The sequence below is a fragment of the uncultured Streptomyces sp. genome (assembly GCF_947488945.1).
In the GTDB taxonomy this organism is placed as follows: domain Bacteria; phylum Actinomycetota; class Actinomycetes; order Streptomycetales; family Streptomycetaceae; genus Streptomyces.
The window spans coordinates 1-15,563 of sequence record NZ_CANLBS010000019.1 but is presented as its reverse complement, the minus strand read 5'-3'; the positions used below and the strand labels follow the sequence as shown (position 1 = coordinate 15,563).

Here is a 15,563-nt window from a genome sequence, read left to right as displayed (position 1 = left end):
CCAAACAATGCGCTGCCTCGGCGGCGGGCCTCGTCCCATCGAGCCTTGGCGGAAAAGTCCTTGGCCAAGGCTGTCCCGCTACGGGCGGCGGCCGGAGGGGCCGAGTGGACCCTCATACTCGATACGTGACGGTCATGGATGCTGAAGGCCCCCTGCCCGGCCCCCGGGAACTGGTGGAGGGAACCGACTGGGCTTCGCTGGAGCATGCCTACGGACCGGCCGAAGGGGCAGCTTCCGTGATGGGCGGACTGCTCGCGGCGGACCTCGACACCCAGGCCAGGGCGATGCGTTACATCGAGGACCCGGTTCACCACCAGAACACGATCTACTCGGCCACAGTGCCTGCGGCGCTTTACGTGGCAGCAGCCCTCGGCGAACCTCGCACAGGCACGGTGCTTCCCTGCGAGCGGGGGGAGTGTCCGCTCCGCGCGACGATGCTGGACTGGCTGCAGTCTGTGGCAAACGCGGTAGGCAACGACGCCGAGGCGATCCGAGAACGATTGGGCTTCTCTTGGGATCCGGCGTCCGTCCAGCTTCGGGCGCTGCGTCCTGCGCTCTTCCGGGCTGTGTCCCCCTTCTTCAATGACCTTGACCCCGCCGTCCACGAAGCGGCGATCGCTGCGGCTGTCTCACTGCTGGATGCCCCGGAGCTGGTCCAGTACCGGGCGACTCTTGTTCCGCTGGTGCGTGAAGTCCTGGCCGCCAGCGCCAGGCGGTCGTATCGCTCCCTTGCAGTCAGCGGCCTTCGAGCCTGGGGAGAAGGCGCTGAGCCTCTTCCCTCTTGACCGGGTGGCGGGTTCGAGGGCGACGACGGCACGGACGATGACCGTGATCCGGGTGGTGCTCCGGCGGAGCTTCCGCGGAAGCCACCACACGTGAGGGTGGCCATGGCCCGTTCGCCGAGGCCGCGGATCGTGGTGTGATCGCGGTTCTGACGTCGGTGCCTGCCGCGCAGACCAAGCGGCGGTACCAAGCCGGACGTGGAGGATCTTCATGGGGCCGCCGCCACCACGTGGGACGGCCTGCACGGGGCGGGGGAAGAGGGGCAAGCGTGAGCCACGCGGTCTGCGTGCCGAGCGTCTCGTCGAGCGGGATGGCCTGCGGGATCGAGGTGGATTCGGTGTCCGGCTCCTGGTCGCGGTCGGCAGGAGGCCGGGAGGGCTCATTCCGCTACGGCCCAGCGTTCCACGCGGGAAGGCGCGCAACTCGATCCGCCTGGGGGCGGGCACGCCGGGAGGACTCCGGACACGGAAGCATGCCGGTGAGCGACACCTGGTCTCTTGAGGGTCCCGGCGCCGGAGCCGGCACCGTAAGGGAGCCGAGGCCGACCGGGTCCACCCCGGCGGTGTGACACCTCGTGTCAGATGAGAGGGTTTTCCGGGTGACCGAGACACCACCGAACACCCTCCAATACCGCTTCGACGGGCCAGAAGACGCTCCGGTCCTGGTGATCGGGCCCTCCCTGGGCACCACGTGGCACATGTGGGACCGCCAGATATCCGAGCTGACCCAGCACTGGCGCGTCTTCCGCTACGACCTGCCGGGACACGGCGGCGCCCCCGCCCATCCGGCCACCGCCGTCGCCGAGCTCACCGACCGGCTGGTGGCGACGCTCGACGGGCTCGGCGTGCACCGGTTCGGCTACGCGGGCTGCTCCATCGGCGGGGCCGTCGGCATCGACCTAGCCCTGCGCCACCCCTACCGGGTCGCCTCGCTCGCCCTGGTCGCCGCCTCGCCCCGGTTCGGCAGCGCCGACGAGTTCCGTCAGCGCGGGGTGATCGTGCGCACCAACGGCCTGGAGCCGATGGCCCGCACCGCCCCCGAACGCTGGTTCACCCCCGGCTTCGCGGCGGCCCAGCCCGCGATCGTCGAGTGGGCCGTGCAGATGGTGCGCACCACCGACCCCGGCTGCTACATCGCCGCCTGCGAGGCCCTGGCCGCCTTCGACGTGCGCGGCGAACTCGCCCGGGTCGCGGCGCCCACCCTCGTCGTGGTCGGGGCGGAGGACCGGGTCACCGGGCCCGCCGAGGCGCGGACGCTGGTCGCGGGCATACCGGACGCCCGGCTCGCGCTCGTCCCGGCCGCCTCCCACCTGGCCCCCGTCGAGCAGCCGGTCGCCGTCACCGACCTGCTCGTGCGCCACTTCTCCACGGCCTGGCAGGACACCCTGGCCGCCATCCCGGTCCCGCCGCCCGTCCACGGCGCGCCCCCGCCGGCCGTCCACCTCGGCCCGATCGCCGAGCTCACCGCCGCCACCGCCCCGGACGCGTCCGCCGTGGACAGCGGCCTGCGCGACGCCGGGACGCGGGTGCGCCGCGAGGTGCTCGGGGACGCCCACGTGGACCGGGTCACCGCCGACACGGACGCCTTCACCGAGGACTTCGACGACCTGCTCACCCGGTACGCCTGGGGGGAGATCTGGAGCCGGGAGGGACTGGACCGCCGCAGCCGCAGCTGTGTGACGCTGACCGCTCTGGTCGCCTCCGGCCGGCTGGAGAGCCTGCCCGCGCACGTCCGGGCGGCGCTGCGCAACGGCCTCACCCCCACCGAGATCAAGGAAGTGCTGCTGCAGACCGCCGTCTACTGCGGCATGCCGGCCGCCGGAGCCGCCTTCGCCGTCGCCCAGTCGGTGATCCAGGAAGCGACCACCCCGCCCGTGTGACACCGGCCGGGACGCGGCCGGCCCGGGTGGCGCGGGCCCGGACCGGCCGGGACGCGGATCACTAGCATGGGTGCCATGAACGCATCGGCGCTGACACTCACGAAGAAGACGCACTCCTGCGTACGGCTGGAGAAGGACGGACGCACCCTCGTCATCGACCCCGGCGGGTTCTCCGAGGACGACGCCACCCTGGGGGCGCAGGCCGTCCTGGTGACCCACGAGCACCCGGACCACTTCGACGGGGGCAGGCTGCGCGCCGCGCTGGAGGCCGACCCGGCCGTCGAAATCTGGACCCTGCGCAGCGTGGCGGACCAGCTCTCCGCCGCCTTCCCGGGCCGGATCCACACCGTCGGCCACGGCGACACCTTCACCGCCGCCGGGTTTGACGTACAGGTGCACGGCGAACTGCACGCGGTGATCCACCCGGACATCCCGCGCATCACCAACGTCGGTTATCTGGTGGACGGTTCGGTCTTCCACCCCGGCGACGCGCTCACCGTCCCCCAGCACCCGGTCGACACCCTGCTGCTCCCGGTGATGGCGCCCTGGAACAAGATCTCCGAGGTCATCGACTACGTGCGCGAGGTCAAGCCCCGCCGTGCCATCGACGTTCACGACGCCCTGCTCACCGACCTCGCCCGGCCGATCTACGACAACCAGATCGGCGCGCTCGGCGGCAGCGACCACGCGCGGCTGACGCCGGGGGACACCACCGGCCTGTAGGCGGCGCACGGTCGACCGCCGTGACGGCGGCGCGACTGTCGGTGCGACCCGTTAGGTTTGCTGCCATGCGTATCGCCACCTACAACGTCAATTCGATCACTGCCCGGCTGCCCAGGCTGCTGGCCTGGCTGGAGAACAGCGGCACCGACGTGCTGTGCGTCCAGGAGACCAAGTGCTCGGCCGAGCAGTTCCCGGCCGCCGAGCTGCGGGAGCTGGGGTACGAGTCCGCGGTGCACGCCACCGGCCGGTGGAACGGCGTGGCGCTGATCTCGCGGGTCGGGCTCGACGACGTCGTGAAGGGCCTGCCGGGCGGGCCGGAGTACGACGGGGTGGAGGAGCCGCGCGCCATCTCCGCGACCTGCGGGCCGCTGCGCCTCTGGTCGGTGTACGTGCCCAACGGCCGCGAGGTCGCGCACGAGCACTACGCCTACAAGCTCCGCTGGCTGGAGGCGCTGCGCACGGCGGTCGGCACGGACGCGGCGGCCGAGCGGCCGTTCGCCGTTCTCGGGGACTTCAACGTGGCCCCGACGGACCGGGACGTCTGGGACCCGGCCCTGTTCGAGGGTGCCACCCATGTCACGCCCGCCGAGCGTGAGGCGGTGGCGGCGCTGGCCGGGCAGGGGCTCTCCGAGGTGGTGCCGCGCCCGCTCAAGTACGACCGGGCCTACACCTTCTGGGACTACCGCGAGCTGCGCTTCCCCAAGAACAGGGGCATGCGCATCGACCTGGTCTGGGGCAACGCGCCCTTCACCTCGGCGGTCAAGGACAGCTACGTCGACCGCGAGGAGCGCAAGGGCAAGGGTGCGTCCGACCACGCCCCGGTGGTGGTGGACGTCGAGCTCTGACGGCCTCCGAAAGGGCCCGAACGACTGACAACCCGAGGTTGACACTCCAGGGAGTGTCAACCTACGGTTGCCTCATGACTCGACCACTGGGCTTGAACCCTCCCGTGCGCCTCGACGACCTGATCGAGGGCATCAAGAACGCCGAAGCCGATCCGCTGGCGCAGCTCTCCGGCGCGGTGGTGGCGGCGGACCATCTCGGCGAGATGGCCGACCACCTCATCGGCCACTTCGTGGACCAGGCGCGCCGCTCCGGCGCGTCCTGGACGGACATCGGCCGCAGTATGGGCGTCACCCGGCAGGCCGCCCAGAAGCGGTTCGTCACCAAGAAGGGTGAGGAGGCGTCGGAGCTGGACCCGAGCCAGGGGTTCGGCCGTTTCACGCCGCGGGCGCGCAACGTGGTGGTGGCCGCGAGCAACGAGGCGCAGGCCGCCCGCAGCCCCGAGGTGGGCGCCGCGCACCTGGTGCTCGGCCTGCTCGCGGAGCCGGACGCGCTGGCGGCCAAGGCGATCGCCGCCCAGGGCGTCACGCCGGAGGCGGTGCGTGAGGCGGCGACCGCCGTGCTGCCGCCCCCCGCGGACGAACTTCCGGCCCTCGTCCCGTACGACGCCGGGGCGCGCAAGGTGCTCGAACTGACCCTGCGCGAGGCGCTGCGGCTCGGCCACAACTACGTCGGCACCGAGCACATCCTGCTGGCGTTGCTGGAGCTCGAGGACGGCGACGGCCCGCTCACCCGGGCCGGCGTCGACAAGGCGGCCTCCGCGCAGGCCGTCGAGGCCGCGCTGGCCGTGATCGTCGCCGCCCAGCAGGGTGAGCGGGATCGGGGGGAGGGCGTCTGAGGCAGGTGCGAGCCGGTGCGGCCCGGTCCGGGGGCGTGGGCGCATACGCGGCCCCGGACCCGCCCGGTGCGTCTCCGGCCTCGGGCGCAGGCGGCTCAGTGCACCGAGAAGCCGCCGTCCACGAAGATCGACTGCCCGGTGACGTACGCCGAACCGGTGCCCGCGAGGAACACCGCCGCCGCCGCGAAGTCCTCCGCGAGACCGTTGCGCTTGACCATCGTGCGCTCCGCCAGCGCGGCGACCTTCTCCGGATCGGACGACAGCCGGGCGTTCAACGGGGTCATCACGAAGCCCGGCACCAGGGTGTTGCAGGTGACCCCGTACGGCGACCACGCCTCGGCCTGGGAGCGGGCCAGCGACTCCAGTCCGCCCTTGGAGACCCCGTACGCACCGCTGTTGACGAACGCGCGGTGCGCCTGCTGCGAGGAGATGTGGATGATCCGCCCGAACCCGCGCTCCGCCATGCCCGGCCCGAAGCGCTCGCCGAGCAGGTACGGCGCCTTGAGGTTGAGCGCCATCGTGGTGTCCCAGACGTCCTCGTCCAGCCCGCCCATCGGCGGACGCAGGTTGATGCCCGCGCAGTTGACGAGGATGTCCGGCTCCCCGAACGCGGCGACGGCCCCGTCGGCCGCCGCCCGGACGCCGTCGCCCGTGCCGAGGTCGGCGCCCACCCGGGCCGCCCGGCAGCCGTCCGCGGTCAGTTCGTCGACGGTCTCCTTCAACTCCGCCTCCCGCCGGGCCACCACGACGACCGCCGCGCCGGCCCGGGCGAGCGCCCCGGTGATCGCCCGGCCGATGCCGGAACTCCCGCCCGTGACGAGGGCGGTCCGGCCCTCCAGCGAGAAGAGTCCGGCGAGGTAATGCTGAGTGTCCATGCCGGAACCCTACGATCGCGGCCCCGGGCGCCGCGGGGCGGGGGAGCGCCCCGTGCCTCTCCCCTCCCCCCTCTCCGTCCCACGGTGACCTGCGCGAACGGGCGGGCGGGCCCGCGTCCCCGGGCCGATATGCCGCCAACCCGCCGCTGATCTGTGTCAAGGTGAGCGGATGGGCGCGATCCACGGGGGTTGAGCAGGCGACGTGGGTACCGGTGAGGGGGAGGGGCGAAGGGTGGCGGAGGTGCGGGGCCCGTCGGTGAGGATCCGGTGCGTGTCCCCGGCGCCCGGCCGTCGTTCTCCCGGTCCGGTCGCGTCCGCAGGGAGCGTCATCGCGTCACAAGGAAGTCGATCATGAATATTCCCTTCTGGGACCACTGGCTCAAGCGTCAGGGCGGCAGGCCCGCGCCAGGGCTCGCCGCCGTCCTCGGCTCCGACCCGGACGGTCTGACCGAACTGCTGGCCGAATGCGAACTCCTGCGTGTCAGGGCGGACCAGTTGGGCCTCCGCCTCGACGACACCCCGGAGTCGTTGACCGCGCTCGACCAACTGCCCCCGCGCTGGCGCGACGACCCCGAGGAACTGCCCTGGGTGGGCAACGACGCGGGGCTCTATCTCGGCACCGTGCTGGTGCGCACCGTCCCCGGCGCGAGCTGGGGTATCTGGCCGGGCGGGCAGCTCGTGGTGCGGCTCGCCTCCGGGCGGGAGATCGACGTCGTGGAGGCCGGTCTGGACTGGGCGATTTCCGGCAGCCCCGAACTCGCCCAGGTGTACGCGGAGTGCGCCGAAGAGTGATCCCTCGCGCGGCTCCGGTCGCACAATCGCGATAAAACGCCTTATGTGCCTTGTATGCGTGTCGGGGCCAAACGCCCTTTTCGGAGTGGTTAGTTTGCGCTGACTCGACACAGCTACAAGTGGGTGGGGCAGCGTATGGCCGTCGATCCGTTGATCGAACTGCGGGACGTCAACAAGCATTTCGGAGCCTTGCACGTCCTGCAGGACATCAATCTCACCGTCGGCCGCGGGGAGGTGGTGGTGGTCATCGGCCCCTCCGGCTCCGGCAAGTCCACCCTCTGCCGGGCGATCAACCGCCTGGAGACGATCGAATCCGGCCACATCACGATCGACGGCAGACCTCTCCCCGAAGAGGGGAAGGGGCTCGCCGGCCTCCGTGCCGAAGTCGGCATGGTGTTCCAGTCGTTCAACCTGTTCGCGCACAAGACGGTGCTGGCCAACGTGTCCCTCGCGCAGATCAAGGTCCGCAAGCGCAAGAGGGAGGACGCCGACGCCCGCTCCCGCGAACTGCTGGAGCGCGTCGGGCTCGCGGCGCACGCGGACAAGTTCCCCGCCCAGCTCTCCGGAGGCCAGCAGCAGCGCGTGGCCATCGCCCGCGCCCTCGCGATGGACCCCAAGGCACTCCTCTTCGACGAGCCGACCTCGGCGCTCGACCCCGAGATGATCAACGAGGTCCTGGAGGTCATGCGTCAGCTCGCGCGGGAGGGCATGACCATGGTCGTCGTCACCCACGAGATGGGCTTCGCCCGGTCGGCCGCCAACCGCGTGGTCTTCATGGCCGACGGCCGCATCGTCGAGGACCGCACCCCCGAGGAGTTCTTCACCGCGCCCGAGAGCGACCGGGCCAAGGATTTCCTGTCCAAGATCCTCAAGCACTGACAGGAGACCCCGTTGCGCACGAGAAAAGCCGCCGCCGCCCTCGCGGGCCTGCTGCTCGCCGTGCTGGCCGCCGGGTGCGGCAAGGAGGGCAGTCCGCCGGTCAAGGGCCCCCGGGCCGAGGCGCTGCCCACGTACAAGGTCGACACCGGGTTCGAGCTGCCGGAGTCGAGCACCTGGAGGAAGGCGAAGAGCCGGGGCCACCTCGTCGTCGGAGCCAAGGAGGACCAGCCCTACCTGGGCGAGAAGGACCCGGCCAGCGGGATCTACTCCGGGTTCGACATCGAGATCGCCAAGATGATGGCGGCCTCCCTCGGCTTCCCACCGGATTCCGTCCGCTTCAAGACCATCGCGTCCGCCAACCGTGAGACCGCGCTCCAGAACGGCCAGATCGACTACTACGTCGGCACCTACACCATCAACGACATGCGCAAGAAGCTCGTCGGCTTCGCCGGTCCCTACTACCTGGCCGGGCAGGGGCTCCTGGTCCGCACCGACGAGGACGACATCCACGGCCCGCAGGACCTCGCGGGCAAGACCGTCTGCTCCGCCGCCGGCTCCACCCCGTACCAGCGGATCGCCGCCGACTACCCGAAGGCCGACCTCGTCGCGTACGACACGTACTCCATCTGCGTCGACAACCTGCTGACCTTCCAGGTCGACGCCGTCACCACCGACGACGCGATCCTGCTCGGCTTCGCCGCCAAGGCGCCCGACGAACTGAAGGTGGTCGGCAGACCGTTCTCCGAGGAGCCGTACGGCATCGGGGTGCCGCGCTCCGACAACGCGCTGCGGTCCGCCCTGAACGACGCCCTGGAGGAGAACGAGAAGAACGGCAACTGGAAGAAGGCGTTCGAAGCGACGCTCGGTCTCTCGGGCGTGCCCGCGCCGACCCCGCCGCCCATCGACCGCTATCCGGCGAACTGAGGGGACCGGCCACCATGGATGTACTGACAGAGAACTTCTCGCTGTACGGCAAGGGTTTCCTCGGCACCCTCGAACTCACCGTCTACGCCTCCGTCCTGGCCCTGGTACTCGGCTTCCTGATGGCCTCGTTCCGGGTCGCGCCGGTCGGGTCGCTCCGGGTCCTCGGCACGGTGTGGGTGACGGTCCTGCGCAACACCCCGCTCACCCTGCTCTTCTTCGCCGTCCTGCTCGGGCTGCCGAGGTTCGGTCTCGTCCTGCCGTTCCAGGTCTTCGCGGTGCTCGCGCTCGGCTGCTACACCTCCGCGTTCATCTGCGAGGTGCTCCGCTCCGGCATCAACACCGTCCCCACCGGCCAGGGCGAAGCCGCCCGCACACTCGGCATGTCCTTCCGGCAGAGCCTCGGTTCGGTGGTGCTGCCGCAGGCGTTCCGCTCGGTGATCCCGCCGGTCGGCTCCACCCTCATCGCGCTCGCCAAGAACTCGGCGATCGCCGGGGCGTTCAGCGTCACCGAACTCCTCGGCACCTACAAGACGCTCAACGAACTCGGCTACAGCATCATCTGGTCGTTCGTCTGGATCGCCGTCGGCTACCTGATCATCACCCTGTCCATCAGCGCGCTCTTCACCGTGCTGGAGAAGCGCTGGGGAGTCGCCCGATGACCCGCTCCACCGAGACCGCCACCGCGCTCTACGACATCCCCGGACCGGTCGCCCGCAAGCGGCACCTGCTCTACGGGATCGTCTCGACGCTCCTCATCGTCGCCCTGTTCGGCTGGCTCCTCTACCTGCTCTTCGACACCGGGCAGTTCACCGCCCAGAAGTGGAACCCCTTCACCTACAAGGGAATCCAGGAACTCCTGCTGCGCGGCCTCGGCAACACCTTGAAGGCCTTCGCGTACGCCGCGGTGCTGTCGCTGGCCCTCGGCGCGGTCCTGGCCGTGGGACGGCTGTCGGTCCACCGGCCGGTGCGCTGGACCGCCACCTTGCTGGTGGAGTTCTTCCGGGCGATGCCGGTGCTGGTGATGATCTTCTTCATCTTCGTGGCGCTCCAGGTGCAGCCGCTGCCCGCGCTGGTCGCCGGGCTGACGCTCTACAACGGGTCGGTGCTCGCCGAGGTGTTCCGCACCGGCATCCACTCGGTGGACCGGGGCCAGCGCGAGGCCGCGTACGCGCTCGGCATGCGCAAGACGCAGGTCACCGCCTTCGTGCTGGCGCCGCAGGCGGTGCGCGCGATGCTGCCGACCATCATCAGCCAGTTGGTGGTGGCCCTCAAGGACACCTCGCTCGGCTACCTGATCACCTACGAGGAGTTCCTGCACGCCGGAAAGCTGATCGCGTCCAACCTGGACTACGATCTGCCGTTCATCCCGGTGGTCATGGTGATCTCGCCCCTCTACATCGGGATGTGCATGCTGCTGTCGTGGTTCGCCACCTGGGTGGCCAGGCGCCAGCGCCGCAACCCGAAGACGGAGGCCACCGCGGTGTCCTCCGCCGAACCAGGAACGCTGCTGCCCAGAGTGCAGTAGCCGGGCCCGCCGCCCGGCAGCAGCCGGTGATCACTTCCCGCCCGACCGGCCCGGACCCGTCCGGACCGCGACGGCCGGGGAGAAGGTCAGCTGCGCGGACCGGACGGCGGGGCGCTCGACGACGGAGCCCGGCGTGCGGGCGAGGGGCCCGTGCCGATCGCCGGGCGGACCGGTGGCCGGCGTCCCGAGAAGCCGTGGAGGACGGCCCTCGGGCGACGCCGCGGACCGGACCGCCCGTGCGTACGGCGCGCGGACGTACAGGAGGCGTTGCCGATCAGCTTGCCGAGTACCGGTGGGCCCGCGTCGCGGAGGTGTGCGACGCGGGCCCACCCCTGTGCCCCGCTCCGGGCCCGTGCCCACCTGTGCCGGGCGCACCGCGTCCATGTGTTTCCATGTTCAGCAGAACGGGACCGGACGGGACGAGGGGGCGTGTGTGCCGGAGGTACGAAGAGGGCCGGTGCCCCCTGCGCCGGGTTCGCTGGAGGGACGCCACACCAGCGTGGTCTTCTCCGACGACCGGCAATGGGCCGGGCACCTCGTCGCGTTCGTCCGCGGCGGGCTGGAAAAGGGCGAGCGGGTGCGGTATTTCGCCGGCACCACCGCCCCCGAACAGGTGCTCCGTGCGCTCACCGGGGCGGGCGTCGACGCGGCGGGCGCCGTGACGCGCGGACAACTGTCCGTGTCGGTCGCCGCACAGTCCTGCCTCGCCGGTCCGGGGTCCGATCCCGACGCGATGATCGGCTCGTGGTTCGACGAGGCGGAAGCGGCCCGCGCCGCCGGATACCCGGCACTGCGGGCGATCAGCGAGATGTCGTGGAGGGCCGGGGACGTCGTCGGCGCCGACCGGTTGCTGGAATACGAACTGCGCCTGCACCACGAGGTCTTCGACCGGTTGCCGCTCACGGCATGGTGCTTCTACGACCGCCGCCTGATGTCGGACGCGTACGTGAACGCGCTGGCGGGCGCCCACGTGACGCAGCGGGGGGAGCCCTGCGCCGGACCGGCCCTGCGGGTGGCTCCGTCGGTGGACCGGCCCGGCCTCGCCCTGTCCGGTTCGGCCGGATACGACACCCGGGACGCGGTCGCCGCGGCGGCGGCCGTCGTCTCCTCGGTCGCCGCGGCCCAGCCGCTGGAGCTGGACCTCGCGGCCCTGCGTCACGTGGACGCCGCCTCGCTGGCGGCGCTGGCCGATGCGGCGGCGGCGCGGCCGGGCGGGACGCGGCTGAAGGTCCGGCAGGCCCCCTCGTCCTTGCGGCGACTACTGCAACTGTTCCCGGAGTTCGATTCCGTGGTGGAGGTCGTGGACCGATGACAACCTACGGACCGATCTCGGCCGGCCCCGGCCGCCAGCCCGCCTTCCACCACCCGGCACTGTTCTACGGCACGACGGACGAGTACCTCGACGGAGTCGGGGCGTTCGTCCAGGACGCCCTGGCCCGCGAGCACTCCGTGCTGGTGGCGGTGCCGGCTCAGCGCCTCTCCCTGCTGCGGGACCTCGTCGAGGACCAGGGGCGCGTCACCTGGGTGGACATGCGCCAGGCGGGCCGCAATCCGGGACGCATCCTGTCGATGCTCCAGGAGTTCGCCGACCGCGCGGACTCCCTCACCCGGGCTTCGATCGTGGGAGAGCCGATCTGGGTCGGGCGCACACCGGCGGAGGCAGCCGAGGCGACGCGCCACGAAGCGCTGATCAACCTCGCGTTCACCGGGCGCTCCGCGAGCATCCTGTGCCCCTACGACACGGCGTTGCCCGAGGACGTGCTGGCACAGGCGCACCGCACCCACCCGGTGGTCGGTGAACCGGGTGCCTACCGTGCCAGCCCCCGCTACACCGATCCGCACGAGGTCTGCCGCGACTGCGACACTCCGCTGCCCGAGCCCTCCGACGCCGTCGTCGTCCCGTTCGACGAGCAGCGTCTGGCGTTCGTCCGCGACGAGGCCGACAGCTGGGCGGCCGCCGCCGGTCTGCCTCCGGCGCGGCGCACGGACTGGCTCCTCGCCATCGGCGAGGCGACCGGCAACTCGGTGCGCCACGGCGGCGGCAGCGGGACCCTGCGCATGTGGAGGACCGACGGGGAGATCGTCGCGGAGATCCGCGACCAGGGGCTGCTGGCCGATCCCCTCACGGGCCGGCGCCGGCCCGACCCCCGGGCGGCGTCCGGCGGCCGAGGCGTGTGGATCATGCATCAGCTGTGCGATCTGGTGGAGATCAGGGCGGCGGCGCCGGGACTCGTCCTGCGGCTCCACATGGGACTCGGGTGACCCGGCGAGACCCTCGGGGGCCGACCGCGCCGCGGACCTCACAGGGCCTGCGCCGTCCCGCGCACGGCCGCGAGGAGTTCCCGGTTGCCCGCTCCCTTGAGGACGTAGGCACACACGCCGACGCCCAGCATCTGCTCGACGGAACCCTTGTCGTCGTACGCGGAGAACGCCACCACGCGGCTGGTGGGTGAGCACCGTGCGACGGCGGCGGCGACGGTCGGGCCGCCGCCGGGGAAGCGGACGTCCAGCACCACGACATCCGGCCGGTGGAGCCGCGCGAGGTCGACCGCCCGCTCCCCGCTGCGCGCCGTGCCCACGACCCTCATGTCGGGCTGCGCCCGGACGACTTCGCCGAGGGTCTCCAGGATCATCGGGTTGTCGTCGCACAGGAGCACGCCGAGGACGCCGGAGGCCGGGCCGGGGCGACCGTCCGGCGCCGCCGCGGTCACGGCGCGCCGTCCGTGTCCGCCGGCACCGGAAGCGGGTTGGGCACCCAGAACTCGACCGTCGTCCCCGTCCCCGGCCGGCTGTCCATGGACCACCAGCCTCCCGCCGTCTCGGCGCGTTCCCGCATCTCGATGACCCCGAAATGGTCGCGCGCGCCGTCGCGGGACATCGGTGCGCCGTTGCCGTCGTCCGTCACGCGCGTCAGAACGCCCCGGTCGGCCGACGTGACGCGGATGTCGACCCTGCTCGCACCGGCGTGCTTGCGCACGTTCAGCAGCGCTTCCTGGACGATGCGGAAGATGGTGATCGCCGTCTCCGGCGACGGTTCGTGGTCCAGCCGGTGGTCGAACGAGTAGGCCATCCCCCAGGAGCCCGCCACGACGTCCTCCACATGGCTGGAGAGCCCGTCGACCAGGCCGTGCCGGTCGATGCCGGGCGGGTGCAGCCGGAAGGTCAGGCTGCGGAGGCGGCCGACCGCCTCGCGCACCGTCGCGTCGAGGCGCAGCAGTTCCGCGGAGTGCGGCTCCGGCACCCGCTGCGCCAGCAGTTCGAGTCGCATGCCCACGGCGACCATCGCCTGGATGGAGTCGTCGTGCACGTCCCACGCGATGCGACGCCGCTCGGTCTCCTGCGCCTGGACCAGGTGGTCGAACAGCCTCCGCCGCTCGATGAGGGCGTGCTGGGCCGCCCGCCGTTCGGACATGTCGCGGGTCACCTTGCCGAACCCCTGGAGCACGCCGTTCTCGTCCCACAGTGCGGTGATGACCACGTTCGCCCAGAACCGTGAACCGTCCTTGCGGATGCGCCAGCCCTCGTCCTCCAGCCTGCCTTCGGCCACGGCGGTCTCCAGCTCCCACCCGGGCTTGCCCGAGGCCTGGTCCTCGGGCGGGTAGAAGACCGAGAAGTGCTGCCCCATGATGTCCGAGGCCCGGTACCCCTTGATCCGCTCCGCGCCCGCGTTCCAACTGATGATGTAGCCCTGCGGGTCGAGCATGAAGATGCCGTAGTCCAGCACCCCTTGGACGAGCAGGGTGAACGCCGCCTCCGACAGGGGGGCGGCCGGCTTGCGCACCTCTGCCCGCGGTTCCGGCTGCCACGTCACGTGAGGAGCCCTTCACGCCGCGCGATCGCCACGGCTTCGAGCTGGGAACGCGCTCCCAGCTTCTCCAGAACCCGCTGGACGTGGTTGCGCCCCGTGTTGAGGGCGACCCCCAGCAGTTCGCTGATCTCGGCGGTGTTGCGGCCTTCGGCCAGCAGGTGGAGCGCCTCCCGCTCCCGCGGCGTGAGGTTCGCGCCGGGCGCCGGCGCCCTGCCGGTCAGCCGTTCGAGCACGTCCCCCAGGAAGTCCTGGCTGAACACCACCTCGCCCGCGGCCACCCGGCGCACCGCGTCCTCCAGCTCGCGCAGACCGCTGGCCTTGAGGATCAGGCCGGCTCCGCCCGTCTCCGCGACGCGCGCGGCCACCGAGCCGCTGCCCTCGGCCGCCAGGATGAGGACCCGGACGTCCGGCAGCAGCGCCAGCAGGTCGGCGATGGCGTCGATCCCGTCCCCGTCCGGCAGGCGTCGGTCCATGAGTACGACGTCCGGCTCACACCGCTTCGCTTCGGCCAGGGCCGCCGCCAGCGAGGCGGCACGTCCCACGACCTGCAGATCGGGCGAGCGGTCCAGGGCCAGGCATATCGCCTCGGCCACCATGTCGTGGTCCTCGACGACCTGGATCCTGACGGGTCGGCTGTGCGGGGGGCGTGGGGGCATGGGTGCATCCTTGCAGGTGGCGCGCCGCATCATCAGGTCAGAAGCCGCCGGAGCGATGACTCCGCGGCGTCCACCGGTGCCGCGTGCCGACCGGGTGCGACCGCGTGGTGTGCCGGCCCCGTTCCCGGCCGGCCGCGCTCCCCGAGATGCAGGAGGTCGATCCCGATCAGGGAGAACAGCCGTGCCACCTGCGTGCCCACCCCTTCCACGGCGAACCGCGCATCCACCGCGAGGGCGGACGACCGTGCGTCGAGCAGGGCGCTCAATCCCGCGCAGTCGCAGAAGGAGACGTCGGTGAGGTCGAGGCACAGGCGCGCCGGCCGCTCCCGGAGACAGACCGCGACCGCCTCCCGCACGTGGGAGGCGGTGTCCATGTCGAGTTCGCCGGCCAGGATCACGCGCGCGACGTCCGGGCGCACCACGGCGTGGGACGTGAACGGAAGAACGGCCACAGTGTCTGCACCTTCCCAGGGCCACATGCGGTGCTCGGCTTCGCGCACGGTCCAGTGGACCCCTGCCGGGGAAGGCCCTTGGTCGTCCGGTGACCCGCGGACCCGCCCTGGTGCGAGAGCGCCAGTGCCGTACTAGTGAATCTGCACTAGGCGAGGAAGTCAACACGGTCTGCCGGAGCCCGGCCGGGCTGTTCCGTTCGCCCCGAACAACAGCGCGTCCGCGGGTTGTTCGCCCGGTGACGCCCTTGTCCGCCCGGTACTCCTCCGCGCCGATCCGGAACATGCCCCGGTCCGTCACCGGGTACAGGGCGCTCACCATGGACACCGGCTGAACCCAGATTTCGAACGTCCGTCAAAGCGGATCAAGCCCGGGGCCACCTGCACGCTGTTCGGCGAACAGCCTGCAATCACCGGATCAAGTTCAGTAGCTGCACGTCAACGGCCCCGTCACCGCAGCGCGGTGACGGGGCGAGGAGGCAGAGGCAGGCTCAGCTAGGGCTGGTCGCCGGTGTAGCGGTAGATCTCGGCGTTGGCGTTGACGCCCCAGACGGTTCCGTCGGCCGCGGCGCTGATGTCGGTCAGGCCA

The 15,563-nt window shown here is 71.5% G+C and carries 17 protein-coding genes; 12 read left to right on the top strand and 5 right to left on the bottom strand.

Translation table 11 applies throughout. The annotated features are described in order from the left end of the window. Window positions 1-125 precede the first annotated feature (125 nt). From Q0994_RS25735 to Q0994_RS25715, 5 genes are all read left to right on the top strand, one after another. Window positions 126-785: a hypothetical protein gene (locus tag Q0994_RS25735; RefSeq protein WP_299538800.1), complete on the top strand. Its 660-nt coding sequence runs from the start codon at window positions 126-128 to the stop codon at window positions 783-785. A gap of 596 nt (window positions 786-1,381) precedes the next feature. Next, window positions 1,382-2,662 carry an alpha/beta fold hydrolase gene (locus Q0994_RS25730; protein WP_299538798.1) on the top strand — a complete coding sequence of 427 codons (1,281 nt, stop codon included), beginning with the start codon at window positions 1,382-1,384 and terminating at the stop codon, window positions 2,660-2,662. 75 nt (window positions 2,663-2,737) lie between these two features. After that, the gene (locus Q0994_RS25725) at window positions 2,738-3,385 is read left to right on the top strand and encodes an MBL fold metallo-hydrolase (RefSeq protein ID WP_299538796.1); all 648 of its coding nucleotides are present in this window, start codon (window positions 2,738-2,740) and stop codon (window positions 3,383-3,385) included. Window positions 3,386-3,450: 65 nt separating this feature from the next. After that, window positions 3,451-4,230 carry an exodeoxyribonuclease III gene (locus tag Q0994_RS25720; RefSeq protein ID WP_299538793.1) on the top strand — a complete coding sequence of 260 codons (780 nt, stop codon included), beginning with the start codon at window positions 3,451-3,453 and terminating at the stop codon, window positions 4,228-4,230. 74 nt (window positions 4,231-4,304) lie between these two features. Further along, window positions 4,305-5,066, top strand: a complete 762-nt coding sequence (locus Q0994_RS25715) for a Clp protease N-terminal domain-containing protein (protein ID WP_299538790.1) — start codon at window positions 4,305-4,307, stop codon at window positions 5,064-5,066. Between the two features lie 95 nt (window positions 5,067-5,161). Here the strand turns inward: Q0994_RS25715 and Q0994_RS25710 are convergent, their stop codons facing one another. Further along, entirely contained in the window at window positions 5,162-5,941 is a 780-nt protein-coding gene (locus Q0994_RS25710) for an SDR family NAD(P)-dependent oxidoreductase (protein ID WP_299538789.1), read from the bottom strand. Between the two features lie 351 nt (window positions 5,942-6,292). Here Q0994_RS25710 and Q0994_RS25705 point away from each other — a divergent pair, with 351 nt between their 5' ends. The 7 genes from Q0994_RS25705 to Q0994_RS25675 all read left to right on the top strand — a co-directional run bounded on the left by Q0994_RS25705 (window position 6,293) and on the right by Q0994_RS25675 (window position 12,323). Beyond that, window positions 6,293-6,733 (top strand): DUF6278 family protein, encoded by a 441-nt coding sequence (locus tag Q0994_RS25705; protein WP_299538786.1) that lies wholly within the window; start codon window positions 6,293-6,295, stop codon window positions 6,731-6,733. Between the two features lie 135 nt (window positions 6,734-6,868). Next, window positions 6,869-7,612 (top strand): amino acid ABC transporter ATP-binding protein, encoded by a 744-nt coding sequence (locus tag Q0994_RS25700; RefSeq protein WP_299538784.1) that lies wholly within the window; start codon window positions 6,869-6,871, stop codon window positions 7,610-7,612. Window positions 7,613-7,624: 12 nt separating this feature from the next. After that, entirely contained in the window at window positions 7,625-8,536 is a 912-nt protein-coding gene (locus tag Q0994_RS25695) for a glutamate ABC transporter substrate-binding protein (protein WP_299538781.1), read from the top strand. 14 nt (window positions 8,537-8,550) lie between these two features. Next, entirely contained in the window at window positions 8,551-9,195 is a 645-nt protein-coding gene (locus tag Q0994_RS25690; RefSeq protein ID WP_299538779.1) for an amino acid ABC transporter permease, read from the top strand. Further along, window positions 9,192-10,061 (top strand): amino acid ABC transporter permease, encoded by an 870-nt coding sequence (locus Q0994_RS25685; RefSeq protein ID WP_299538776.1) that lies wholly within the window; start codon window positions 9,192-9,194, stop codon window positions 10,059-10,061. The genes Q0994_RS25690 and Q0994_RS25685 overlap by 4 nt, the downstream gene beginning before the upstream one ends. 457 nt (window positions 10,062-10,518) lie before the next feature. Then, window positions 10,519-11,373: an MEDS domain-containing protein gene (locus tag Q0994_RS25680; protein WP_299538773.1), complete on the top strand. Its 855-nt coding sequence runs from the start codon at window positions 10,519-10,521 to the stop codon at window positions 11,371-11,373. Continuing rightward, a complete protein-coding gene (locus Q0994_RS25675; RefSeq protein WP_299538771.1) occupies window positions 11,370-12,323 on the top strand; it encodes a sensor histidine kinase in 954 nt (317 codons plus the stop codon). Before Q0994_RS25680 ends, Q0994_RS25675 begins: the two co-directional genes overlap by 4 nt. Before the next feature lie 38 nt (window positions 12,324-12,361). Here the strand turns inward: Q0994_RS25675 and Q0994_RS25670 are convergent, their stop codons facing one another. From Q0994_RS25670 to Q0994_RS25655, 4 genes are read right to left on the bottom strand one after another with little or no spacing between them, the layout of a single operon-like run. Beyond that, a complete protein-coding gene (locus Q0994_RS25670) occupies window positions 12,362-12,772 on the bottom strand; it encodes a response regulator transcription factor (RefSeq protein ID WP_299538768.1) in 411 nt (136 codons plus the stop codon). Beyond that, complete coding sequence (locus tag Q0994_RS25665) at window positions 12,769-13,872, bottom strand: PAS domain S-box protein (RefSeq protein ID WP_299538766.1); 1,104 nt, start codon at window positions 13,870-13,872, stop codon at window positions 12,769-12,771. The genes Q0994_RS25670 and Q0994_RS25665 overlap by 4 nt, the downstream gene beginning before the upstream one ends. Further along, window positions 13,869-14,525 carry a response regulator transcription factor gene (locus Q0994_RS25660; RefSeq protein ID WP_299538763.1) on the bottom strand — a complete coding sequence of 219 codons (657 nt, stop codon included), beginning with the start codon at window positions 14,523-14,525 and terminating at the stop codon, window positions 13,869-13,871. The genes Q0994_RS25665 and Q0994_RS25660 overlap by 4 nt, the downstream gene beginning before the upstream one ends. A gap of 32 nt (window positions 14,526-14,557) precedes the next feature. After that, entirely contained in the window at window positions 14,558-14,977 is a 420-nt protein-coding gene (locus Q0994_RS25655; protein WP_299538761.1) for an STAS domain-containing protein, read from the bottom strand. Between the last annotated feature and the right edge of the window lie 586 nt (window positions 14,978-15,563).